The sequence below is a fragment of the Verrucomicrobiota bacterium genome (assembly GCA_016871675.1).
Taxonomy (GTDB): domain Bacteria; phylum Verrucomicrobiota; class Verrucomicrobiia; order Limisphaerales; family VHCN01; genus VHCN01.
On record VHCN01000035.1, the window covers coordinates 1 to 22,852 of the forward strand.

Here is a 22,852-nt window from a genome sequence, read left to right on the forward strand (position 1 = left end):
CAAGGCGAAGGCCGACGCTGCACTTGCCGCGAAGGCCAAAGTCGATGCCGAGCGCAAAGCCAAGGCCGACGCCGAGATGGCTGCAAAAAGCAAGTCCGCCGCGGAAGCCCGCGCCACCGCGCAGACCGAGCGCGAACTTCGCGCCAAGCTCGAGGCCGACAAAAAGGCTCTCGACGAAGCCGCCAAGAAGGCCGCCGCCCAGGCCAAGGCCGCCGAAGCGCTTCGCGTCAAGACCGAGGCCGAGGCCCGCAAAGCAGCCGATGCGCGCATGAACAAGGAAGCCGAGGAGAAGCAGCGCGCCGAGATGGCCCGTGTCGCCGAGGCGAAGGCAAAGGCCAAGGCCCTTGAAGAGCAGTTGATGCGCGACAAGGTCCGCGCCGAGGCCGAAAAGCAACTCCGCGAAAAGGCCGAGCGCGAAGCCCGGGCCAAGCTCGAGGCCGAGGCCCGCGCCGCAGCCATCGCCGCAGCCAAGGCCACCCCGCCGACCAAGGCCGTCACACCGCCGCCCGTGAAGACCACGACGCCGCCGGCCATGACGACCAAGACCCCCACGCCGCCGCCCGTCAAACCGACGGTGGACACTTCGAAGGCAAAGGCCGACGACATCCGCCGTGCCGAGGAGCGCCTTCAGGCGCAGCAACTCGCCGATGCCGCGAAGGCCCGCAAGGCCGAGGAAGAGGCCAAGAAGAAAGCCGAGGCCGCAGCGAAAGTGAAAGCCGACGCCGACAAGCGCGCCGCGGCCGACGCCGAGCGCAAGGCCAAGGCCGACGCCGAGGCCAAGACTCGCGCCGACGCGAAGGCGAAGCAGGAACTCGAGGCGAAGCTGCGTGACATGAATAAGAAGCGCGAAGCGGAGGCCGCCGCCGCCGCCAAGAAGGCAGGAACGCCGCCGCCGGTGAAAACTGGAACAGCCGCGGCTGCCGCGAGCCCGAAGGCCGCCCCCTTGAGCCCGAGCGCCGCCATCGTTGCGAACACCAAGAAATCCAAGCAGCAGCGGCTGGCCGAACTGCTCCAGCTCTACAAGACCGACAAGATCACACCGCGCGAATACTTCCAGGCGCGCGCGAAGATCATCGAGGAGCCGTAAGCCGCGGCGCCCCCTTCACAACCCGCCGGCCCGGGCCGGCGGGTTTTTCTTTGCAAGCGTTGGCTTGCGTTCGTGAATCCCCGCGCCACCATGGCCGCAAGCCCATGCCGGCCCGCGTTTCAAGCATCTCCTGCGCGCTGCTCGCGCTCGCGTTCGCCCCGCCCTTCGTCGCGGCAAGGACCGACACTCCAAAGCCCGACGACGCGCGGCCCTCGCCCGCCGAGTTGCTGACCAACCTGCTCGCGCGCGCCGCGCTCGTCTCGACGCAGGGTTACCGGACCCAGTTCACATTCACGAAGGTCCGCGTCACCGAGGAACTCGACAGCAAGGGGAAGGTCACCGAGAAGCAGGAGAGCGCGTTCGAGGTCGTGCCCGTGAATGGCCGGCTCTTCAGCCGCCTCGTGTCGGAGAACGGCAAACCCGCCACGGCGAAGCAGCGCAAGGCCGAGGAGGAACGCGAGCGCAAGCTGCGCGCCGCCGCGCCGCCGGACCCGGCCGCGGGGAAGTCGCCTGCGAACTCGAAGCGCGACTACTCGGTTTCACCCGAGCTGCTCGAGCGATTCACGTTTGCAACCACGGGCCGCGAGATCGTGAACGGACGCGATTCGTGGGTGCTGACCTTCGAGCCGCGCAGCGCGGACCTGCCGGTGAGGAAAACCGCGGACCGGTTTCTGAACAAGGTCGCGGGCAAGGTGTGGATTGACGCCGCCGAGCACGAGATCGCCCGCATCGAGGTCCGGCTCACCGACCGCGTGGATCTCGTCGCCGGGATCATCGCGAGCCTCAAGAAGTTCGACATGCGGTTCGAGCAGCGGCGGCTGGAATCCGGCGCGTGGTTCAACACGCTCACCGAGGCGAGCATCGAGGCGCGGCAGTTGGTGATGAACAAGCGGGTCCACTTCACGGAGAAGTCGGGTGACTTCAAGAAAGTCGCCGCGCCCGCGAAGTAGCCGCGGTCAGCCGGCCTTCAGCGCCGCAAGCGCGTCCGAAAAATCCCCCGGCCACGGCGCGGTGCACGCGACGCTTTTGCCCGAGCGCGGATGCTTGAACTGAAGCGCGCGCGCGTGCAGGAGCTGGCGCGGCGGCTTGTAGGAGGTCAGTTCGGTGACGCGCTCGGTGCGGCGCCGGCCATAGACGAGATCGCCGAGCACGGGATGGCCGATGTGCTGGAAGTGCACGCGAATCTGGTGCGTGCGGCCCGTGTGCAGCTCGATCTCGACGAACGACGCCTCCCGCAGGTGCCGCAGCAGCCGGAAGCTCGTTCGTGCCTCGCGGCCCTTGTCGAGCACGGCCATCTTCTTGCGCTGGCTCGGGTGCCGCGCGATGGGCTTTTCGATGCAGCCGGAGGGGTTCACGAGTTCGCCGCACACGATGCCGTGGTAAATCTTCCTGACGTGCCGCACGGCGAACTGGGTCGAGAGCGCGAGGTGGGTCTCGTCGTTCTTTGCCACCGCGAGGCAGCCGCTGGTGTCGCGGTCGAGCCGGTGCACGATGCCCGGCCGCGCCACGCCCGCGATGCCGCTCAACTGCCCGCGGCAGTGGTGGAGCAGCGCGTTGACGAGCGTGTGCTCCTCGTGCCCCGCGGAAGGATGCACCACCAGCCCCGGCGGCTTGTTCAGCACGAGCACACACTCGTCCTCGAACAGGATGTCGAGCGGGATGGACTCGGGCTGCGCCTTGTCCGGCTTGGTCGCGGGCCATCGGATGGTCACGACTTCGCCGGCGCGCGGCGCATGGGTGGCCTTGACCTTGCGGCCGTTGACGAGGATGTCGCCGTCCTCGATAAGCCGCTGCAGCGTGCCGCGCGACACCGCGCCAAAGACCGTGGCGAGATGACGATCGAGCCGCTCGCCCGGGAGCGAACGGTCGAAGGTGATGCTGTCGGCGCGTCCGGGGGTCTGCACGGGGGCGATGGCTCAGGTCTTTTGCGACGTGGACGAAGCCGGTCTTGGCGTCACCGGGACTTCGCTGTCGCCCGGTGGTTGCGCCCGCGCGGGTCGCAACTTCCAATACAGAATCGCACCCGCGAGAAAAATCCCCGCGCTCACAAGCTGACCCGGCGTGAGTCCGAGGAACAACTTCCCCGGCGCGTAATCCCCGCGGAACAATTCCACGAACGCGCGTAACGGCGCGTAGCCGACGAGGTAAAGCGCGAAGACCTGCCCGTCGAACTTGCGGTGGCGGAACCGCCACGCGAGCGCGCCGAAGAGCGCGAGGTTGAGCAGCGCCTCATACACCTGCGTCGGATGCACGGGCAGAGAGGCGGCACCGGGCGCGACAAGATGGAGGCTCGCGTGGTGAATGGATGCGGGCGCGCCGGCTGGGAAACTCACGCCCCACGAAAGCCCGTCGGCCGCGCGGCCAAAACAGCATCCCGTCATCAGGCAGCCGATCCGGCCGAAAACGTGCCCGAGCGCAACGCTGGGCGCGAGCACGTCGGCGAATCTCCAGACGGGCAGTCGTTTCCGGCGCAGGTGCACGATCCCCAAAATCGTCGCGCCGATGAGCCCGCCGTAAAAAACCACGCCGCTGCGGAACGCGAACACGTTCCAGAAGGGCTGCCCCGCAAACTCCTCGCGCCAGTAGGTGATGACGTAAAGGGCGCGCGCGCCGACGATCCCGCCGAGCACAATCCAGAACGTGGCGTCCGCGACGTCCTCCGGCTTCAGGCCCGCGCGCGGAGCGCGGCGGGTGGCGGTCCAGATGCCCGTGAGCAGCCCGAGCGCGACAAGCACGCCATACCACTTGATCTCGAGCGATCCGATGGTGAAGGCGGTCTCGTGCATGTGAGGTCGAAACTACCGTGTCGCGCCGGGGCGCGCAAAGGCGCAATCGAAGCGGGCGAATCGCCCCGCAGGGCTCGGCAGCCCATCACATCAACTTCAAGAGCGTGTCGGCCATCTCGCTCGGGGTGGCGGCGACGCCGATGCCGGCGGCTTTGAATGCGGCGATCTTCGCGGCGGCGGTTCCTTTGCCGCCGCTGATGATTGCTCCCGCGTGGCCCATCCGGCGTCCGGGCGGCGCCGTCGCACCCGCGATGAACCCGGCGACGGGCTTCTTGCCGTGTTTCGCGATCCACTCGGCGGCTTCCTCCTCCGCGCTGCCGCCAATCTCGCCGATCATGATGATGCCGGTCGTTTCGGGGTCGGCGTTGAAGAGCTTGATGATGTCGAGGTGCGAGGTGCCGTTGACCGGGTCGCCGCCGATGCCGATGCACGTGCTCTGCCCGACGCCGCGCGAGGTGAGCTGCCACACCGCCTCGTAGGTGAGTGTGCCGCTGCGCGACACGACGCCGATGTTGCCCTGCTTGTGGATGTATCCGGGCGCGATGCCGATGCGGCAGCCGCCGTGCGAATCCTTGCCCGTGCCGGGCGTGACGATGCCGGGGCAGTTCGGCCCGATGAGCCGGGTCCTGGAGTTGCCCTCCATCGCGCGTTTCACCTTCACCATGTCGTTGACGGGAATGCCCTCGGTGATGGCGACGACGAGATCAAGCCCTGCGTCCACGCCTTCGAGGATCGCATCCGCGGCGAAAGGCGGCGGAACGAACACCGCGCTTGCGGTCGCGCCGGTCTGCTTCACGGCGTCGGCGACGGTGTCGAAGATGGGTACCTTCGCGCCGCCGTGCTCGAAGCACTGGCCGCCCTTGCCGGGCGTGACGCCGGCGACGAGCTGGGTGCCGTAGTCAAGGGAGAGCTTGGCGTGGCGCGCACCGAATTCGCCGGTGATGCCTTGGACAAGAAGTTTGGTTTGAGGAGTGACGAGGATGGCCATGGGAAAAGTGTGTTGAGGTTGCGTTACTTCGCCACGGCCTTGACCATCTTCTGCGCCGCGTCGGCCATGGAGTCGCCGGTGATGAGGGTGAGGCCGCTTTCGGCCAACGTCTTCTTGCCGGCGGCGACGTTGTTGCCTTCGAGGCGGACGACGAGCGGGAGTTTCAAGCCGGTCTCTTTCACCGCGGCGACGATGCCGGTGGCGATGACGTTGCAGTCCATGATGCCGCCGAAGATGTTCACGAGGATGCCCTTTACGTTCGGGTCGCTGAGGATGATCTTGAAGGCTGCAGTGACCTGCTCCTTGCTCGCGCCGCCGCCGACATCGAGGAAGTTCGCCGGGTTGCCGCCGTAGTGCTGGATGATGTCCATCGTGGACATCGCGAGGCCTGCGCCATTGACGAGGCAGGCGATGGAGCCGTCGAGCTTGATGTAGTTGAGCTGAAACTTGCTCGCCTCGATCTCGAGCGGCGCCTCCTCGGCAAGGTCGCGCATCGCCATGATGTCCTTGTGGCGGAAGAGCGCGTTGTCATCGAGCGAGATTTTCGCGTCCACGGCGACGACGGTTTCCTTGCCGTCGGGCGTGGCGATGATGCACAGCGGGTTGATCTCGACCATCGAGGCGTCGCATTCCCACCACGTCTTGTAAACGCCGGGCAGCAGCTTCACGCCGGCGTTGAAGGCGTCGCCCCTGAGTCGGAGCGCGGCGGCGATCTTGCGCGCCTGATACGGCATCATGCCGACGGCGGGATCGATGTGCTCCTTGAAGATTTTCTCCGGCGTCTTTTCGGCGACTTCCTCGATGTCCACGCCGCCCTCGGTGCTGGCCATGATGAGCGGACGGGAGTTGCCGCGGTCGAGCAGGACGGCGAGGTAAAGCTCCTTCTTGATGTTTGGCGCGGCGGCGACGAGCAGGGTGCTGACGAGGCGGCCGTCAGGACCGGTCTGTTTGGTGACGAGCACGTTGCCGAGCATCGCCGTGGCAAGGTCCTTGGCTTCGGCGGCGGTCTTGCAAAGTTTCACGCCACCCTTGAAGCCGCTCTTGAAGGTGCCTTTGCCGCGTCCACCCGCGTGAATTTGGGATTTCACAACCAGCATCTTGTGGCCGGCGGCGACAAGTTTTTGGGCGGCGGCGAAAGCCTCATCGGGCGTCTTGCAGACGTCACCGTCGGGCACGGCGACGCCATATTGCGTGAGGAGTTGCTTGGCCTGGTATTCGTGGATGTTCATGGCGATGAATTTAAGCTTGCGAAATCTTCCGGGGATTCAATGATGCGCGCGTCACCGGGAATCCTTCCAATCTATGAAACCACATCGCGGAACACTCATCCTCGTCTTGGGCATCCTCGGGTTGGTCGTTTGCGGTCCCCTAGGCATTGCCGCCTGGATCATGGGTAATGGCGACCTCAAGCAAATGGATGGCGGCACCATGGACCCCAGCGGCCGGGGCACGACCAACGCCGGGCGCATCTGTGGCATGATCGCCACACTGTTGATGGTGTTGGCGGTGGTGGCGTTGATCGCGATGGTGGCGCTGGGTGTGCTCGGCGCGGCAGCCTCGCGTTGATCCGCGCCGCCGCGGCACGTTGGTCCGGCGCATAGGAGACCTCACCGCTGGTCCTTCGGCACGACCTTTAAGCCGACCGGCCCGGTGTAAACGGACTGCGGGCGGATGAGGCGGTTGTCGGCGAGTTGCTCCAGGACGTGCGCGGTCCAGCCACTCGTGCGCGAGATGGCGAAAATGGGAGTGAACAGGTCGGTCGGAACGCCGAGCGAGTAATAGACCGTGGCGGAGTAGAAATCCACGTTCGCATGGAGGTTCTTGCGCTGGAGCATCAACTCGGCGATGCGCTCGGACATCTGGATCCACTTGGGCTCGCCGAGTTGCGAGCTGAGCACCTGCGCCATGCGCTTGAGGTGCGGCGCGCGCGGGTCGAGCACCTTGTAAACACGGTGGCCGATGCCCATGATTTTTTTCTTCTGCGCAAGCGCGTCCTCGACCCATGCGTCCACTTTGTCCGCGTCGCCGATTTCCTGGAGCATCTTGATGACGCCCTCGTTGGCGCCGCCGTGGAGCGGCCCCTTGAGCGTGCCGATCGCGGACGTGATCGCTGAATACATGTCGCTGAGCGTCGCGATGGTGACGCGCGCGCTGAAGGTGGAGGCGTTCATGCCGTGGTCCGCGTGCAGCACGTAGCACACGTCCATTGTTGCCTCCATGTCCTTGGTCGGCTTTTCGCCGTTGATCATCCAGAGGAAGTTGGCCGCCTCGCCAAGCGATGGGTCGGGGTGGATGAGCTCCTTCTTTTGCCGCGACCGGTGGAAGTAGGCGGTAACGACGGGCACCTGCGCGATGAGGCGGCGGGCCTTGCGACGCTGCGAATCCATGTCGTCGTCGTCGCACGTCGTGTCGAAGCACCCGAGCGCGGAGACGGCGGTGCGCAACGCGTGCATCGGCGGCGTGGTCTTGGGGAGCTTCTTGATGATGTCAATGACGCCCTTGGGAATCTCGCGATATGCGGTGAGCGCGCTCTTGAGTTCGGTCAATTCGGCGGCGTTGGGCAGGTGGCCGTGATGGAGCAGGTGGACGACTTCCTCGTAGGTGACTTTGCCGGCGAGTTCGTTGATGTCGTAGCCGCAATAGATGAGCTGGCCGATGTCGCCGCGCACGTCACTAAGCCGCGTGTGCGCGGCGATGATGCCCTCGAGACCCTTGGAAACCGGCGCCGGGATGCTCATGAAAATCGTTTCGTTACGGTATTTCCCTCTGAAAAGTCGGGGCAATTTAGGCAGGGGGCATGGGAGCGTCAACGTGTTTCCCGTTTGATGCGCGGCGTCGAAGCATACGCCAAATCGCCCGCGAAACCCTCGCTGGAATCTACCGGCGATCCCGCGGCGCGGCCCGATGCACCCCAAGAACCGCGTCCGCAAGCGCGGCCCAATCCTCCGGCGGCGTTTCCCAGCCGCTGCTGAAACGCAGCACCCGGCCGGCGTCCGCCGCGCTGAAACCCATCGCCGTGAGCACGTGGCTCGGCTCCTCCTTGCCGCTCGCGCACGCGGAGCCGGTCGAGACGGCGAAGCCCGCCTTGTCGAGCTTCACCACCCAGCGCGACGGGCAGTCGTGGTCCGGCATCAGCGCCGACACCGTGTTCCAAAGCCGAGCCGATTTCGCGCCGACAATTTCCACGCCGGGCAGGCTCGCGATCAACGTCCTCTCAAACCGGCTGCGCACTTCAGACTGGACACCGGTCGCATCACACGGCTCGCTTCCGCACAAAGCTGTCTCCCGCACCTCCAGCGCCGCGACCATCGCCAGCACTCCCGGCACATTCTCCGTGCCCGCGCGGCGGCGCTCCTCCTGCGGCCCGCCATGAATCAGCGGCCGCACGCGGCCCTTCGAAGGGCACTTCAGGAAGCCGACGCCTTTCGGCCCGCCAAACTTGTGGGCGCTGCCGCTGACGAAATCAATCTCGCCCAAGCCAGTGGCGGGCAGTTTGCCAACCCACTGCGTCGCGTCGCAGAAGAAGGGAATCTCCCGTTCGCGGCAGAGTGCCAGCACCCCGCGCCACGGTTGGAGCACGCCCGTCTCGTTGTTTGCCGCCATGAGGACGAGCGCGTCGGGGCGCTTCGCTGCCTTCGCGAGATTCCTGTCCAGCCACCCGAGGTCCACGACACCGTCGCGCGTGGCGGGGATTAGCAGGAGCCGGTTCTTGAACCAGTGCCGCGCAGCCTCAAGCACGCACGGGTGCTCGATGGCCGAGAGCCAGACTTCAGCTCGGGGCGGCAACGCGGCAGCGAAGTGATGGAGCGCCAGGTTCGCCGACTCGGTCGCGCCGCTGGTCCACACCAAGTCGAGCGCATCGCAGCCGAGAATTCGCGCGAGCTTTTCCCGCGCCCCGGCGAGCGCGGCATCCGCCCGCGCGCCGACGCGGTGCGGGCTGGAGGGGTTGCCGATGAACCTCTCCGTCGCATCGAGCCACGCCTGTCTCGCGGCGGGATGCAGCGGCGAAGTGGCGTTGTGGTCGAAGTAGGTCACCTGTCGCGGATTCGACAACCAATCCCCTTCCTTTTCGAGCCTTTCTTTGGTTTCGTCTCGGCGCACGCGATGCCGACTGACAAGCCCGCCACTTATTATTACAAGCGGTCGCGATTTGTCGCGCACATGCCGGTGGAGCATCTCTACACGCCGTCGCACGCGTGGCTCGCGCGGCAGGTGGACGGCGCGTGGCGGGTCGGCATCACACGGTTTGCGACGCGCATGCTCGGGGAGATGGTTGAGTGCGGCTTCGAGGTCGGGCCGGGCGCGGCGGTGGCCTGCGGGCAGGTCGTCGGCTGGGTCGAGGGCTTCAAGGCGATCTCCGATGTGTTCTGCGTGGTGGACGGCAGCTTCTCCGGCGCGAATCCGGTGTTGAAAGAGAAGATCGCACTCGTGACGAAGGACCCGCATTTTGCCGGCTGGCTTTACGAGGCGCGCGGCGCGCCCGATCCAAAGTGCCTCGACGTCCGCGCCTACGTGAAACTGCTGGACAAGACGATTGACCGGATACTCGAAAAACAAAAGGGAGACGAGCGTGTTCACTGATGGCTGATTCGTGCGGCACATGACAATAGCGCGTTACATCATGCTCGGCGGCTTCCTCGGCGCGGGAAAGACCACCGCCGTCGCCAAGCTCGCCGAGCGACTCACGAAGCAGGGCTTGCGGGTCGGGCTGATCACGAACGACCAGGGCAGTGAATTGGTGGACACCGCGATGCTCCGGTCGCGAGGCTTCGCCACGGAGGAAATCCCGGGCGGCTGCTTTTGCTGCCGCTTCAATTCGCTCGTGGACGCGGCGAACAAGCTCACCGCGGTGTCGCGCCCGGATGTCTTCATCGCCGAGCCGGTGGGCAGTTGCACGGACCTGGTCGCGACGGTCACGTATCCGCTGCGGCGGATGTATGGCGGGCAGTTCACCATCGCGCCGCTGTCGGTGCTCGTGGACCCGGTGCGCGCCGCGCGCGTGTTCGGCCTCGAAGCCGGCGGCACATTCTCCGAGAAGGTGCTTTACATCTACCGCAAGCAACTCGAAGAGGCCGACCTCATCGTCATCAACAAGCGCGATTTGCTGGACGACGCGCAGCGGGCGGCGTTGCGGGCGGCGCTGGCGCGGGCGTTTCCGCGCGCGGGCGTGATGGAAGTCTCCGCGCGGACGGGCGCGGGGCTGGACGATTGGTTCGCGCGCATCGCGGAATCGAGGCAGCCGGCCGGCGAGGCGATGGCGGTGGACTACGAAGTTTACGCCGAGGGCGAAGCGCTGCTCGGCTGGCTCAACGGCACGGTGCGGGTGGGTTCGCCGGCGGCCTTCGACGGCAACGAACTGCTGCGCGCGCTGGCCGCCGGGCTCCAGCGCCGGCTCGCCGCGGGCGGCGCGGAGATCGCGCACTTGAAGATGACGCTCAGCCCCGACGAGGGGCTCGGCGACACGGCGGTGATCAATCTGGTTCGAAATGACTTCGTGCCCGAACTCTCGCAGGAACTTGCCGAGCCGCTGGAACGCGGACAGGTCATCCTGAATCTCCGCGCCGAAGCCGCGCCCGAAGTGCTGCGCGACGCGGTGACCGCCGCGGTCGGCCAGCTCGTCGCGGGCGGCTCGCGGCCCATCGCGCGCATCGAGCATCTCGAATACTTTCGCCCCGGCAAACCACAGCCGACGCATCGCATCGAGGTGATGAAGTAACCGGTGGAAAACCCGGTTTTTCGACATCGAAACGCCCGTCCAGAATCTCCTTCCCATCCCAAACCAAAGCGCGGACGATGCGCGCCCGTTAACCATGCTGGCCTACGCGTTGACGATTTTTACCGGGGCGTTCCTGCTGTTCCAGGTCCAGCCGCTCATCGGCAAGTTCATCCTCCCGTGGTTCGGCGGCAGCCCCGGCGTGTGGACGACGTGCATGGTGTTCTTCCAATTCCTGCTGCTCGGAGGCTACGCCTACGCGCACTTTGTCACGCAGAAACTCAAGCCGCGCAACCAGGTCATCCTGCACGTCGCGTTGCTCGCGGCGGCGGTGGCCACGCTGCCGATCATCCCGGGCGACCAGTGGAAGCCCGCGGGCGGCGAGGAACCGGTCGGCCGCATCCTGCTGTTGCTCGCGGCGACGCTCGGGTTGCCTTACTTCATCCTCTCCACCACCGGGCCGCTGATGCAGGAGTGGTTCCGGCAGACCAAGCCGGGCGTGTCCCCGTATCGGCTTTACGCGCTCTCAAACGTCGGTTCGTTGCTCGCGCTGGTGAGCTATCCGTTTTTCTTCGAGCCGGCGTTCCAGCGGCGGCACCAGGCGTGGATGTGGTCGGCGGGCATGGTCGTCTTCGCGCTGCTGGCGTGCTGGTGCGCGAAGCTCGTGTGGAACCACGCGCGCGCAGCGGCGGCGGGGAACGCTCCCGCGGACGCCGGATCGCCGGGCGCCGCCGGAACTCCCGCGGCCACGGAAGCGCCGCGTCCAGGGGGGATGACGCAGTTCCTGTGGGTGGTGCTGCCCGCGTGCGCCTCGCTGCTGCTTGTGGCGATCACGAACAAACTCTGCCAGGACGTCGCGGTGATTCCATTCCTGTGGGTGCTGCCGCTCGGGCTTTATCTCGTGACGTTCATCCTCTGCTTCGACCATTCGCGCTGGTACGTGCGGCCGGTCTTCGCGGTGCTGTTCATCCTGTGCGCGGTGTCGCTGGTGTGGGCGCTGTTCCAGGGCGTGGGCGTGAAAATCCTGCTGCAAGTCCTCATCTACGCCTCGACGCTGTTCGTCGCCTGCATGATCTGTCACGGCGAACTTTACCGGCTCAAGCCGCACCCGAAACTCCTCACGCGCTATTTCCTGCTCATCTCGCTCGGCGGAGCGCTCGGCGGGTTGTTCGTTGGCGTGGTCGCGCCGCGCGTGTTCAACTCGTTCCTCGAACTGCACATCGGCCTCGGGCTGTGCGCGCTGCTGCTCTTCTGGTGCTGCATGCGCGATGAGGCCGGCGAGTCGCGCCACGCCGCGGGCTGGGACTGGATGGTGCTGGGCTTGTGCACCGTGCCGCCGGCGGGGGCGGTGATGCTGATGCTGTATCGCGTCGTGAAGCGGGAATCGGGCTCGGGCTGGAGCCAGGTGTGGGAGGGCATGCCGTGGGTGCCGCTGGCGTTTTGCGTGATCGGTTTGCTCGCCTGGCTGCGCTGGGTGCGGCCGTTCCGGACGGATGAGGCGCGGAGCTGGGAGTGGCTTGGCTTCGTGCTCGTCGGCGCGTCGCTCTTCGGGCTGGACCGGTTGGTGGTGTTCCTCGGACCGAAGATTCCAAACGTGCTCCCCAAAGTCGGTCTGACGAAACTCGCGGGTTGGTTTGAGGGGAAGTCCTTCCGCACGGACCACCTGCACTGGCTCGTGTGGATCGTGTTCGCCATCTGGCTCGTCATCGCCATCTGGCGCAAGACGCTCTCCAAGAAGCGCGACTGGCACGAGATCGCCTGCTCGTGCCTCGTGGCGGGCGTGGTCGGCCTCATCGCGTCGCTCGTCATCCAGGTGCGCGAGGCGGACCAGAGCGCGGTGTATTGGTCGCGGAATTTCTATGGCACGCTTACGATCTTCGAGTATCGGAAGGACGAGCCGACCGCGCACTATTTCCTTTTGCAGCACGGCAAGATCACGCACGGGTTTCAGTTCACGGATCCGGACTTTGCCAAGTGGACCACCTCCTACTACGGCTCCAACAGCGGCGTCGGGCTCGCGTGGGCGCAGTTCCCGACCAACCAGCCGCGCCACCTCGGCGTCGTGGGCCTCGGCACCGGCACGCTCGCCACCTACGCGAAGGCGCCCACCGACACCATCCGCTTCTACGACATCAACCCCGCCGTCACCAACATCGCGCAGACCCGGTTCACCTACCTCTCCAACTGCGTCGGCAAGGTGAACCTCGTGATGGGCGATGCGCGCCTCTCGATGGAGTCGGAACTCAAGGACGGCAAATCGCAAAAGTTCGACGTGCTCGCGCTGGACGCGTTCAGCAGCGACGCCATCCCCGCGCACCTGCTCACGCGCGAGGCGATGGAAACCTACCTCGGCCACATCAAGACCAACGGCGTGATCGCCATCCACATCTCCAACCGCTACCTCGACCTCGAGCCCGTCGTGCAGAACCTCGCCGAGCACTTCAAACTCGAATGGGCGCTCATCTCCGACAGCAACGAAAACGACTGGTGGATCTATTCCTCGTCATGGGTCCTCGTCTCGGCCAACAAAGACCTGCTCGCGCACGAGTCGATCGCCAGCGTAAAGAGCCCGGCCAACTCCACGCGGTCCAAGATCCCGCTGTGGACGGACGATTTCGCGAGCCTGTTCCAAATCCTGAACCGCTGAGGCGCGGCCAGCTTGAATCCACCGGCGCCTGCCGCGCGTCTGCAACACCACGCCCCCATGAAAACCATCTTCGCCACCCTCGCGCTCACGCTGCTCACCGGACCTGTCTTGGTTGCCGCTGAGGCCAACAACACCCTCACCGACTCCGAGAAGAAGGCCGGCTGGCGGCTGCTCTTCGACGGCAAGTCACTCGACGGCTGGCGCACGTATCGCGCCGGCGGCACCATCGGCAAAGGCTGGGTCGTCGAGGACGGCATCCTCAAGAAAATCGCGAAGACTCCCGGCGGCGACATCATGACCACGACGCCGGTCGAGGGGGATTTCGAAGTCTCGTGGGAGTGGCGCATCGCGAAGAACGGAAACAACGGCCTCAAATACTTCATCACCGAGGCGCGCAAGGCGGCCATCGGCCACGAATACCAGCTCCTCGATGACGACGGCCACCCCGACGGCAAAGTTGGTCCGCACCGCCAGACCGCGTGCCTTTACGACGTGCTGCCGCCCAAGGAAGGCAAGCCCATCAACGCCGTCGGTGAATGGAACACCTCACGCGTCGTGGTCAAAGGCTCGCGCGTCGAGCACTGGCTCAACGGCGCCAAGGTGCTCGAATACGAACTGGGAAGCGACTCGCTCAAGGCCGCCATCGCGAAGAGCAAGTTCAAGAACGTGGGCGACTTTGGGACCAAGGTCGCGGGCCACATCCTGCTCACCGACCACAGCGACGAGTGCTGGTTCCGCAACGTGAAACTGCGGGCGGCCAGGTAGGCTGCCAGCGCCTTCGCGCGCTACTTCTTCTCGCCCTCGACCCGGGCCGTGAGCCACTCGATGGTGAGCTTCACGTCATCGCCCGTCTTGATCAGGCCGAGCGCCAGCGCGGGCGCGGGCGGTTTCATCCCGTGGTCCGTCATCTTCACAGCCGCCGTGCCTGTGACCTTGATGGTTTTGGCGTCCACGTGCTGAAGGGTGACCACCATCGTGTTCGTCCGGGTGACGCCGGCGACGGTGAGCGCGCCGCGGGCCTCGAATTGCGCCTTGGCCGCCTCGGCGCCCGGCCGCGGCGACATGTCGATCAGGCGGTATTCGATCTTCGGATGCTCGCCCATCTTCATCGTTTCCTGCATCACGGTGTCCATCGGCTTCTTGCCGCTCTTGAGCGAGCGGATGGGGATGGACACCTCGACCTTCGGCTTCTTGAACGCCTTGAAGTCCGCGTCGAACGCCGCGTCGACCTCGAGGAACCCGCCAATGATTTGCGTTTCGACCGTCCAGTCGTGGACGCTTGAGGTGCCGTCGATCTTGATCTTCCCGCCGGGCTGGCCTTCGTAGCGAACAGCCTTGTCGGCAGCGCGTGTGGAAACCGCGGCGAGAACCGCGGCGGCGAGGAGAAGTCGGAGAATCGTCATCTTCATGATAGGGGGGAGTGAATCGTTTTCGCGCGGCGCGCGCCGTCATTCCAACTGCCGCCCAACGGCGGCGTCAATGGGATTGTGGGCCGGCGCACCGTGGAGACTTGGACGGATCCGGCGCACGCGGCCTTCGGAAGTCTGCAGGTTTTGCCAACCTACCGTTTGGGCGGCTCCTCCTTGCCTATCGTAACTTGGATTCTGTCAACCGCGCCTGCCCGGCGGGCCGCTTCGGGATCGATTTTCCAAAGGACATGGGCTGCCAGATTGACGGTATTCGTGTCGGCGTCCTTGAGCAGTGCTGCCAATCCTGGCGCAGCAGCCTTCGCGGCCGCGCCGTGGTTGCCGATCGCCATGAGTATGCGTTCGCGAACGGCGCCATCAGTTTCGCCCAAGGATTTCACCAGCGCGTCGGTCGCCTCTTTAACCGGCGGATTTCCCAACCTGCCTAAAACGACAGCCGAGGCGGACCGGATGGATGGCTGCGTGTGTTGAAGTCCCGAGACCAACATCGGCAGGCACGATTGCGCTTCGGGTCCGAGATTGCCAAGCGTCTGCATCACATTTGCGTGAACGCGCCTGTCAGGGTTCGTCGATTGAGCGAGGAGTATGGCGATTCCTTCCGGACCGATCGCCGCCAGGGCGTTGGCGGCATGTATCGATGTCTCCTTCTCGCCCAGCATCTCCTTGAGCTGAGGAACCACGGGAGTTGCGATCGGACCGAGCAGCTTGAATGCAAGGATCGCCCTTCGCCGTTGGCTGACGAGTGCCATCCCCGGGTTGGTGGATGCCGGATTGTCCAGTTCGGTTTGAGTCGGCTGCTTCCGGGCGCCAATTCCCGATCCTCTGAGCGCCAACACGAGGTCGGGCAGGCAGTTTGTCCCCGCTTTGCGAAGGGAGTCGACACCCTTCTCTCGCTCCGCGGGCACGGCGCTTTCAAGTTGAGCCAGGAGTGGTGCGATTCCAGGAGGCGTTCGTTGGCAACTTATCCCTTGAATCAGCAGCGCAGACGCACAAAGCCACATTCCCGAGCGGAGTAACTGCCTCATAGGATCGCAATGTTCCAAACCGGACCAGTCACCTTGACCCGGGCACCGGACACTTGGAAAGAACCCTGTCCTGCGACTCTCCGGGCGGATTGGAGAGTTGCGCATCACGCTTCCGGAAGTGGTCACTGATCCGGGGCACGGACGGGTTTCAGTCCGCAAGCGACGGAGTCCAGAAACCGTTGATCCGCCGGAGGTCAGTCGTCCCGGGTGCTTGGGTTGCCTCCGGCTTCAGGGACTCAAGGTGGCCGTCAACGAACTGATACGGGAAAACGCCGTTGTGATACTCGGCCATGTCTTTCGTCAACTTTGTAGGCGCTGCACCCAGGGTTTGATTCACATGGTCGGTTGGTCCCCACATTTGTCCCCAACCCAGGAACCAACCGTCCCCGGCGGCATTGTCGGGAGAAACGGATTCGGAAAGGAAGATGACCTTCGACGGATCGGCGAAAGTGGTCAGCAGGAACGCCGCCTGCCGGGCGTCACTCGCGGCGCTGATGGGACCGACCCAATTGAACCCTGGGGTTATCGTGTAACTGACGTCGTAGACAATTCCAATTCCCGTGCGACTCGCCCCGCTTGGCGGCCAGTCACCCGGGTTGACCGGGTTCACCGTGTTCAGGATGTAGCGCCCCATGTTGTTGATCGGCATGGCGTAACTGCGCTTGGTTGCACCTAGATTCCGATAGAACGTAGACAGGGGTTCTTTGTCCGCCGGGCACTTGATTATCTTTGGCACGTTCGTCCCAACCCAGTAGGAATTGTATTCGGCTTGGGTGTAACGCGCGCCCACGTAGGTGTGGAGGTAGTCGTCCCACGACCACTCGCTCGGGTTCGGGTTTCCGGCCGACGGCAGGCGCACAGCGCCGTAGACGATCCGGTCGTCCATGTCGCCCGCGTAAAGAGCCATCGCAACATTCCACTGCTTCAGGTTGTTGACGCAGGAAATCGCCTGGCCCTTTTTCTTGGCCTTGGCAAGGGCAGGCAGAAGCATCCCCGCCAAAATGGCGATGATCGCGATGACAACGAGAAGTTCGATTAAGGTGAATCCCACGGATCCTGCCGTGGTGCCTCGGGTGCGCTGACTTGGGTTTGGCTTCATATGAAAAGGGTTCCGGTTCTTGAGCAAACGACCATTCGCTATTTCTTGGTCATCCGGACTTCAATCTTCACCTTGTCGATCACGAACTTCATGTCGGCTGGCGGGTTTGGCAGGTAAGGCAGCATGCCAGCCAGGATCAACTGCTCGAGATTGTCCGGCAACTTGTTGTTCGCAGCATGGTAGTTCTTCAGGGCTTCAGTGACTTCCTTCAACCCGATCAATGGAACCGGCGGCGGCTGGGCCTTCTGGCCCGGCGTGGGCGGTGGCGGCGGCGGCGCTGACGCGCCCCGGCCTGATCCAGCGGGCCGCTGGATCGCGATCGGTGGAGGTGGTGGCGCTGTGAAAGTGACCGGTTGGGCCTTCGGGGCCGCAGTCGCAACTTCCGGTGTCGGGGCAGGGGTCTCAATCGTCGGCGCCGGCGGCTGGACGGGAGCCGGAGCGGGTTCCTTTGAGACGACGGGCTTCGCGGCAATCACCGGCGGCGGCGGCGGCTCGTGCTTCCGGCATCCGACCGTGGCGAGGATCAATCCTGCGGCTGCGAATGCCAAACTGCGCGCGCACCTAGGGGCAGACAGGTGTTTCATGAGACACTTCGGTCTTGGGTTCTGAGCCCGACGCTATTGAGGAGCCTGCCGCATGGCAAGAGTTATTTTTCTGAGGAATCTTGCTCCGCAGTCCAGTCGTGTTGAGACCTCTGCAAAACCCATCTTGCGCCGGTGCAGTGTCCGGCCTGTGGCCGGACTTTCCGGGGAATCTGGCAGGTTCCGTCGGGGCGCAGCCTCGACGCTACACGTTTTGCAGAGGTCTCGTGTTGTCGCCCTTTAAGACTTCTCAACGAATTCGCGCGCTGCCAATCACGTCACTAGCTTCACTGACATATGCGCCCGCCTTACCTTGCGATGCTTGCCGTCGCGTTCGTCACAGTCACCGCCTGCAAGAAAGGCGAACCGCCACCCACCGCGCCGCTCACGATCACGCCGAAGCCGGGCGGGGCGCCGGTTCCGGAAACAGCCGCGCGTCCCGCGCCGCCAGCCACCGTGCCCATTGCGCAGGAGCTCGACGCGAAGGGCATCAACAGTGATCAGGAGGAGCAGAACCGCGCCGCGCTCAACGCGGCGCTGCGCGCGTGGTTGATGATGAAGCCGGATGTGCCGAAGGACATGAACGAACTCGTCGCCGCGAAGTTGATCTCGCGTGTGCCACCACCGCCGCCGGGGAAGAAGTGGGTGCCCGATGCGCGAACGATGTCCGTGACGGCGAAGTAGCGGAGGGACCGCTGCGCGCGGACCAGCTTCCGCCTCATCGTCGGGCGGATTATTGCTCGGGCACCTTCAGCAGTTCGTCCGCGGAATAGTTGCGGCCGGCCTGCGCGCTGGTCGCCTCGCGGATGGCCTTGACCTGGGCGGGCTTCACCAGCGAGGCGTTGTGGCCCCAGTCCTTGTTGCGGCGGATGAACGTCGTGACGGCGGCGATGTCGGCGTCCGAAAGCGGGTCGCGCCACGGCACCATCGCGTTGTTCCACTCGGTGACGGCGTCCTTGACCTTGACCTTGATCGGACCTTGCACGCCGTCGAGCACGATGCGGATGACGCGGTTCGGTCCCTCGGCGAGCACCCAATCGGAGCCCGCAAGCGGCGGGAACTGGCCGGGCGTCCCCATGCCGTTCGGCTGGTGGCACGCGGAACACAGCTTGTATACCTCCGCGCCGCGCAGCATCAGCTTCTCCTCCTCGGAAAGGTCGCCCGTCGGCGGCGGTGTCTTGAGTGTCTCGGCGTAAACGTCCGCGCGGAAGCCGCCGCCGTAGGTCTCCAGGTAGAGCTGCCCGCCAAAAAACAGCGCCGCGAGCATCAACACGGGCCACATCGGCAGGCCGGCCTTGCCGAAGGTCGGTTCCGGCAGTTCAGGCAGCGGCGCGCTGGATTGCGGGTCGGGGTTCATGGCTTGGGCGCGGGGGCGGACGGTGCCGCGTTCGTGGACGGCGTGGGAATCCGCGGCGGGCGCGGCACGGCGCGTTCGGCGAGCGATGCATCGTGCCGAAGGCTCAACAGGTAGGCGACCAGCGCCTTCGCGTCGGAGGACGGGATGATTTCGAATCCATCGGACGGAGTGTCCTTGCCAAGTTGGATCGCGTCGGGCGATGGCTTCGCGCCGGGCTTGAGCGGGCGCTTCTCGAAAAGGAACGGATATGCGGGCATCGTCGAGCCCTTGGCCACGGCGGCGGGGTTGTAAAGGTGCGCGAGGTGGTGACGCTCGCGTTCGATGGCTTGCAGCGCGTCATTGGTCCGCGCCGCGGGACTGAAGCTCCAAATGCCCACGAACTTCTCCGGCGCGCGGCTGCCGACGTTCGCGAGGTCGGGCCCGGCGCGCAGGCTGCCGGGCAGCGGCGGGTTGTCGAAGAGGTAATCGCGCGCGACGCTACCGCGCGGGCCAAGCCCGGCCGCGATGTCGGCGCCGAGGTTCTTGAAGGTGAGCTCGGTCTTCACCTCGATGTCGGTGAAGGGTTTCATCGCCTGGTTCGCGGCCGCAGCGGTGGTGTCGGCTGCGATGACGACGGGCAGTTTGCCGGGGGTCTGTTGCGCGGTGTCCGCCGACACCGAGGGGAAGCGGGCGCGGAGCGCGGCCACAACCGCGGGCGCGTTCGTGCCCGGATCGGTGATGACGGCGCCGAAGGTGATGCCGCCCTGCCGGACCTGCTGCGAGTGGCAGTAGAAGCACCCGTTCGCGCGATAGACCACGGCGCCCTGTTGCGCGAGTCCGGGACGCGGCGCGGGATACAACTCGGAGCTGTTGAGGATGGCCGCGGGTTGAAGCGCGCCGAGATGGAGCTGCGAGCCGAAGATGAGCGCCGCCCACGAGCACGCGAGCGAGAACAGCACGCCGACGAAGATGAGCGCGCCGCGCGTCATGACGCCGCCTCCGCGTCCGCCTGCCCCTTGAACAGGGCGAGGACGTTTTCCTTGCAGCGGCACTGCCGGAAATGGCAGGCCGCGAGCCAGAACACATGCGCGACGAACGCGAGATTTGCCAGACCCACGAGCGCGACGCCCGCGAAGGCCAGCATCGGCACGGGCAGCGCCATCACGCCGCCCACGGGCGAGGACTTCGCCGCAAAGACCGCGGGCGCGGCGAGGCTCACCTGCGCCAGCACCGTCCCGGCGAGCGTTCCCCAGAAATGCGCGCGCGGCAGGCCGGCACACGGCCAGGCGTGCGACGCAAGCCGGGGCGCGAGCTCATAAACCGCCGCGAATAGCAGGCTCGACACGGCGCCGGCGAGCAGCAGTTGATCCTGCGCCGTCGCAAGATTTGAGAACCGCAGTCCTTCCGCAGGCCCGCGGAACCCGGAGAAGGCGGCGCGGAGGCTCCAGCCGAGAAAGAAGACCAACCCGATGAGCGCGAAGGCGAGCGCGGGATTGTTGCGCACGCGGCTGAACGCGCCTTTCCACGTCATGAACAGGTTGCCGGTCACCGCCAGCGCGGGGCCGAGCGTGAGCGCGGTCGCGGCGATGCTCACCGTGATGAACCACGCCGGGATGGGCGCGCCCGCCGGGATGCCGCACCAACCGCCGAGCAAGACGAGCGTCCAGAAACCGAACACCGCGAGGTCGCGGCTGTGCAACGGACGCGCGGTGAGCTTCGGCACGATGTAAAAGGCGCACGCCAGCGCGAACGGAACGAGCACGAGCAACTGCAGGTTGCCGATGAACCACCAGTTGACCACCGATTGCGTGATGCCGCGCACGGGATGGACGTGCAGCAGCCACAGGGCGGTCGAGTAAATCCACGGGAACCACAGCAGCGCGAGCAGCAGATACCATTGGGTGGCAAACAACCCGCGCTCGCGGCGCGCGTGCATCGTCACGAGCGCGTGCCCGCCGATGATCAGATACGCGACGAGCAGCAGCGGCGCGGCGTAGCGCGGCATCTCGAACCACTCGTGGCCCGAGTTGTCGCCGAGCAGGACGCCGCAGACGCCGAGCGTGACGCCGAGGTTCCAGAGCTTCGACGCGATGAGGAGCGAGAACGGACCGGACAGCGCGGCGCGCCCGAGGCGGACGATGAGCCACAGCGCGACGGCGAAAGCGGCCTGCAACGTGAAGCCATAGAGCAGCGCGTTGAAGGCGGCGGGCTTCACGCGGCCGTGCGTGAACCACTGGCACCCGGCGAGAAACCCGGGCGCTTGAAGCTGCCAAGCCGCGATGAGACCCAGCACGGTCGCCACGACGAGCCACAGCGAGGCGCTGATAAGAAGGAAGGCGACCGGCCCGCGGCACGACGCGTCGAGTTCCGCGTTGGTCGGCGCGGCGGCGCAATTCGTGTTGTCGTTGGCGGCGGTCATTCTGGATAGCCCGACGTTCCAATGTCGTGCCGGGCATGCCCGGCACGCGCCGGACTCGACATTGGGATGTCGGGCGACTACTCGAACGGGCTCGGCTTCTCCGGCGGCTTCGGCGGCAGCGCCGTGGCCTTCTCGACGCGCTCGATGAGGTTTGACCGCGCCGCGGCCGGGCTCCTGTAGCGCTCGAGCGTGAGTTCCATCGCGCGGTCCACGGGGAGTCGCACGAGTCCTTTCGTCTTGTCCTGCCAGCCGTAGGTGCCGAGCGCCTCGGCGGATTCCTTGCGGACCTCGGCGAGCTTTTCGGCGCGCTCCTTTGCGCGGACGGGCGCCTTCGAGGCCTCCGGCGCGGTGTAACGGATCATCGCGCGGTCGAGGGCCAGCACGATGAGCAGCGCGCCCAGCACCGCGAAGAAATACACGCACCGCGTCCGGCAGGACTCGCTGCAGCATTCGTTGGAATCGTGTTCGGAGTTCACGGGTGACTTCGGTCGGTTCAATGCGCCGCGCCCGGGCCTTTCGCGGGGTCGACGTAAACGCCCATCGTCTCGGCGATGCGCGGGTCCTTCTGCGGATAAGGCGGGTGGGCGTTGAACGCGGCGAAGAACCGGTTGATGAGCACGCCGCCGATCACGGCGAGGCTGAGCACGTCAAAGACTCCGATTCGCGGCCCGTCCGGGTAAATCTTCGGCATCACGTTGTAGGTCATGTCCAGGTAGTGCATCAGCCATGCCCAGGCCGCGAACGGCACCATGATCGCGGCGTTCAGCTTGGTGTCGATCCGCAGGAAGGTAAGGAACGGCACGAAGAAGTGGCCAAAGATGATGAGCATGCCAATCCACCACCAACCGCCCTTCTCCCGCAGCACATACCAGAAGGTCTCCTCGGGGATGGCCGCGTTCCAGATGAGGAAGTATTGGCTGAAGTGGATGTAGGCGTAGAACACCGTGAACGCGAAGAACAGCACGCCGATGTCGTGGAACTGCCGCGGGCCCGCCACCGACGCGAGAGGGCCGCGTTTCTTGAGGATGAGCGTGATCACATAAACCGTCGCCATCGTCGTCCACACGCTGCCTGCGAAATAGTAGACGCCGTACATCGTGCTGAAGAACTGGTGCATCAGCGACTTCATCCAGAAAATGCACGCGAGCGTCAGTGAGAAGGCGAAGATGAAGATGCCGCCGGCCGCATACTTGCGCATCGCGCGTGTGTGCCCGGCGGCGCCGGTCTTGTCCTGCGCGAGCGAGTGGCGGCGCAACCCGTGCGTGAGCCAGCCCCAGATGCCGAAGAGCGCGAGCGACACGAGGACGAATGCGGGCTTGTTGAAAAGCGCGTGCTTCGCGTGCAGGGCGTGATCGGCCTTCGCGGGATCCATCCACTCGTAGATGAGGTTTTCGGGGCCGGCGAGCAGCACGTTGGCGAGGATCGGCAGGAAAAGCACCAGCATCCACGGGCACAGCAGGCAGGCCATGTGCTCGCAAAAGCGCCGCGTCGGCACTGACCACATCGCATCGAAGAGATGATGGATCAGCACGAGGAACAGCCCGCCGAGGCAAAGGCTGAGGAAGAACATGTAGGCCGTCAGATACGAATACCCGGCCGCCTTGATCCACGGCGGCGCGGCGTGCGGTGCGGCAGCTCCTGTCTGGGCCGCCTCGGCGACGCCGCCCAACACCGCGAACATCACGGCCGCGGCGAGCCATCCGGAGAACCGGCGCCAGAAACCGGATTGTGCAGACTCGTTCAT

19 protein-coding genes and 1 pseudogene are annotated in these 22,852 nt (G+C 65.5%); 7 read left to right on the forward strand and 13 right to left on the reverse strand.

From position 1 onward, the window contains the following. The first annotated feature begins 1,191 nt into the window (after nucleotides 1–1,191). Nucleotides 1,192–2,037, forward strand: a complete 846-nt coding sequence (locus tag FJ386_09015) for a hypothetical protein (GenBank protein ID MBM3876843.1) — start codon at nucleotides 1,192–1,194, stop codon at nucleotides 2,035–2,037. A 6-nt stretch (nucleotides 2,038–2,043) separates the two neighbouring features. On the opposite strand, the gene FJ386_09020 is transcribed toward FJ386_09015, so the two are convergent. The 4 genes from FJ386_09020 to sucC form a co-directional block, all read right to left on the reverse strand. Then, nucleotides 2,044–2,991 carry an RluA family pseudouridine synthase gene (locus FJ386_09020; GenBank protein ID MBM3876844.1) on the reverse strand — a complete coding sequence of 316 codons (948 nt, stop codon included), beginning with the start codon at nucleotides 2,989–2,991 and terminating at the stop codon, nucleotides 2,044–2,046. Between the two features lie 12 nt (nucleotides 2,992–3,003). Next, on the reverse strand, nucleotides 3,004–3,873 hold the full coding sequence (gene lgt / locus FJ386_09025) for a prolipoprotein diacylglyceryl transferase (GenBank protein ID MBM3876845.1): 870 nt from the start codon (nucleotides 3,871–3,873) through the stop codon (nucleotides 3,004–3,006). Nucleotides 3,874–3,958: 85 nt separating this feature from the next. After that, the gene (gene sucD / locus FJ386_09030; protein ID MBM3876846.1) at nucleotides 3,959–4,861 is read right to left on the reverse strand and encodes a succinate--CoA ligase subunit alpha; all 903 of its coding nucleotides are present in this window, start codon (nucleotides 4,859–4,861) and stop codon (nucleotides 3,959–3,961) included. Nucleotides 4,862–4,884: 23 nt separating this feature from the next. Beyond that, nucleotides 4,885–6,090, reverse strand: a complete 1,206-nt coding sequence (gene sucC / locus FJ386_09035) for an ADP-forming succinate--CoA ligase subunit beta (protein MBM3876847.1) — start codon at nucleotides 6,088–6,090, stop codon at nucleotides 4,885–4,887. 73 nt (nucleotides 6,091–6,163) lie between these two features. Here sucC and FJ386_09040 point away from each other — a divergent pair, with 73 nt between their 5' ends. Then, nucleotides 6,164–6,427 (forward strand): DUF4190 domain-containing protein, encoded by a 264-nt coding sequence (locus FJ386_09040; GenBank protein MBM3876848.1) that lies wholly within the window; start codon nucleotides 6,164–6,166, stop codon nucleotides 6,425–6,427. A 41-nt stretch (nucleotides 6,428–6,468) separates the two neighbouring features. Here FJ386_09040 and FJ386_09045 read toward each other — a convergent pair whose 3' ends face one another. Beyond that, a complete protein-coding gene (locus FJ386_09045) occupies nucleotides 6,469–7,599 on the reverse strand; it encodes a citrate synthase (GenBank protein MBM3876849.1) in 1,131 nt (376 codons plus the stop codon). A 139-nt stretch (nucleotides 7,600–7,738) separates the two neighbouring features. Next, nucleotides 7,739–8,896, reverse strand: a complete 1,158-nt coding sequence (locus FJ386_09050) for a cysteine desulfurase (protein MBM3876850.1) — start codon at nucleotides 8,894–8,896, stop codon at nucleotides 7,739–7,741. Nucleotides 8,897–8,965: 69 nt separating this feature from the next. On the opposite strand from FJ386_09050, the gene FJ386_09055 reads away from it, so the two are divergent. The 4 genes from FJ386_09055 to FJ386_09070 all read left to right on the forward strand — a co-directional run bounded on the left by FJ386_09055 (nucleotide 8,966) and on the right by FJ386_09070 (nucleotide 13,986). Then, a complete protein-coding gene (locus tag FJ386_09055; GenBank protein MBM3876851.1) occupies nucleotides 8,966–9,442 on the forward strand; it encodes a glycine cleavage system protein H in 477 nt (158 codons plus the stop codon). A gap of 40 nt (nucleotides 9,443–9,482) precedes the next feature. Next, nucleotides 9,483–10,577, forward strand: coding sequence for a cobalamin biosynthesis protein P47K (locus FJ386_09060; protein ID MBM3876852.1), 1,095 nt, complete (start codon nucleotides 9,483–9,485; stop codon nucleotides 10,575–10,577). Nucleotides 10,578–10,671: 94 nt separating this feature from the next. Next, nucleotides 10,672–13,221 (forward strand): hypothetical protein, encoded by a 2,550-nt coding sequence (locus FJ386_09065; protein MBM3876853.1) that lies wholly within the window; start codon nucleotides 10,672–10,674, stop codon nucleotides 13,219–13,221. A gap of 57 nt (nucleotides 13,222–13,278) precedes the next feature. Next, the gene (locus FJ386_09070) at nucleotides 13,279–13,986 is read left to right on the forward strand and encodes a DUF1080 domain-containing protein (protein MBM3876854.1); all 708 of its coding nucleotides are present in this window, start codon (nucleotides 13,279–13,281) and stop codon (nucleotides 13,984–13,986) included. Nucleotides 13,987–14,006: 20 nt separating this feature from the next. Here FJ386_09070 and FJ386_09075 read toward each other — a convergent pair whose 3' ends face one another. The 3 genes and pseudogenes from FJ386_09075 to FJ386_09085 all read right to left on the reverse strand — a co-directional run bounded on the left by FJ386_09075 (nucleotide 14,007) and on the right by FJ386_09085 (nucleotide 16,772). Continuing rightward, nucleotides 14,007–14,630, reverse strand: coding sequence for a YceI family protein (locus tag FJ386_09075; GenBank protein ID MBM3876855.1), 624 nt, complete (start codon nucleotides 14,628–14,630; stop codon nucleotides 14,007–14,009). 152 nt (nucleotides 14,631–14,782) lie between these two features. Continuing rightward, a complete protein-coding gene (locus tag FJ386_09080; protein ID MBM3876856.1) occupies nucleotides 14,783–15,778 on the reverse strand; it encodes a hypothetical protein in 996 nt (331 codons plus the stop codon). A gap of 790 nt (nucleotides 15,779–16,568) precedes the next feature. After that, nucleotides 16,569–16,772 (reverse strand): annotated as a pseudogene (locus tag FJ386_09085) (type II secretion system protein). An 878-nt stretch (nucleotides 16,773–17,650) separates the two neighbouring features. On the opposite strand from FJ386_09085, the gene FJ386_09090 reads away from it, so the two are divergent. After that, nucleotides 17,651–18,037: a hypothetical protein gene (locus FJ386_09090; protein ID MBM3876857.1), complete on the forward strand. Its 387-nt coding sequence runs from the start codon at nucleotides 17,651–17,653 to the stop codon at nucleotides 18,035–18,037. Nucleotides 18,038–18,086: 49 nt separating this feature from the next. Here FJ386_09090 and FJ386_09095 read toward each other — a convergent pair whose 3' ends face one another. Genes FJ386_09095 through FJ386_09110 form a run of 4 tightly spaced genes read right to left on the reverse strand, consistent with a single transcriptional unit; the run spans nucleotide 18,087 to nucleotide 22,852 of the window. Beyond that, complete coding sequence (locus tag FJ386_09095) at nucleotides 18,087–18,710, reverse strand: cytochrome c (GenBank protein ID MBM3876858.1); 624 nt, start codon at nucleotides 18,708–18,710, stop codon at nucleotides 18,087–18,089. Then, complete coding sequence (locus tag FJ386_09100) at nucleotides 18,707–19,678, reverse strand: hypothetical protein (protein MBM3876859.1); 972 nt, start codon at nucleotides 19,676–19,678, stop codon at nucleotides 18,707–18,709. Before FJ386_09100 ends, FJ386_09095 begins: the two co-directional genes overlap by 4 nt. Further along, entirely contained in the window at nucleotides 19,675–21,558 is a 1,884-nt protein-coding gene (locus tag FJ386_09105; protein MBM3876860.1) for a hypothetical protein, read from the reverse strand. Before FJ386_09105 ends, FJ386_09100 begins: the two co-directional genes overlap by 4 nt. Before the next feature lie 43 nt (nucleotides 21,559–21,601). Continuing rightward, nucleotides 21,602–22,852 carry a hypothetical protein gene (locus FJ386_09110; GenBank protein MBM3876861.1) on the reverse strand — a complete coding sequence of 417 codons (1,251 nt, stop codon included), beginning with the start codon at nucleotides 22,850–22,852 and terminating at the stop codon, nucleotides 21,602–21,604.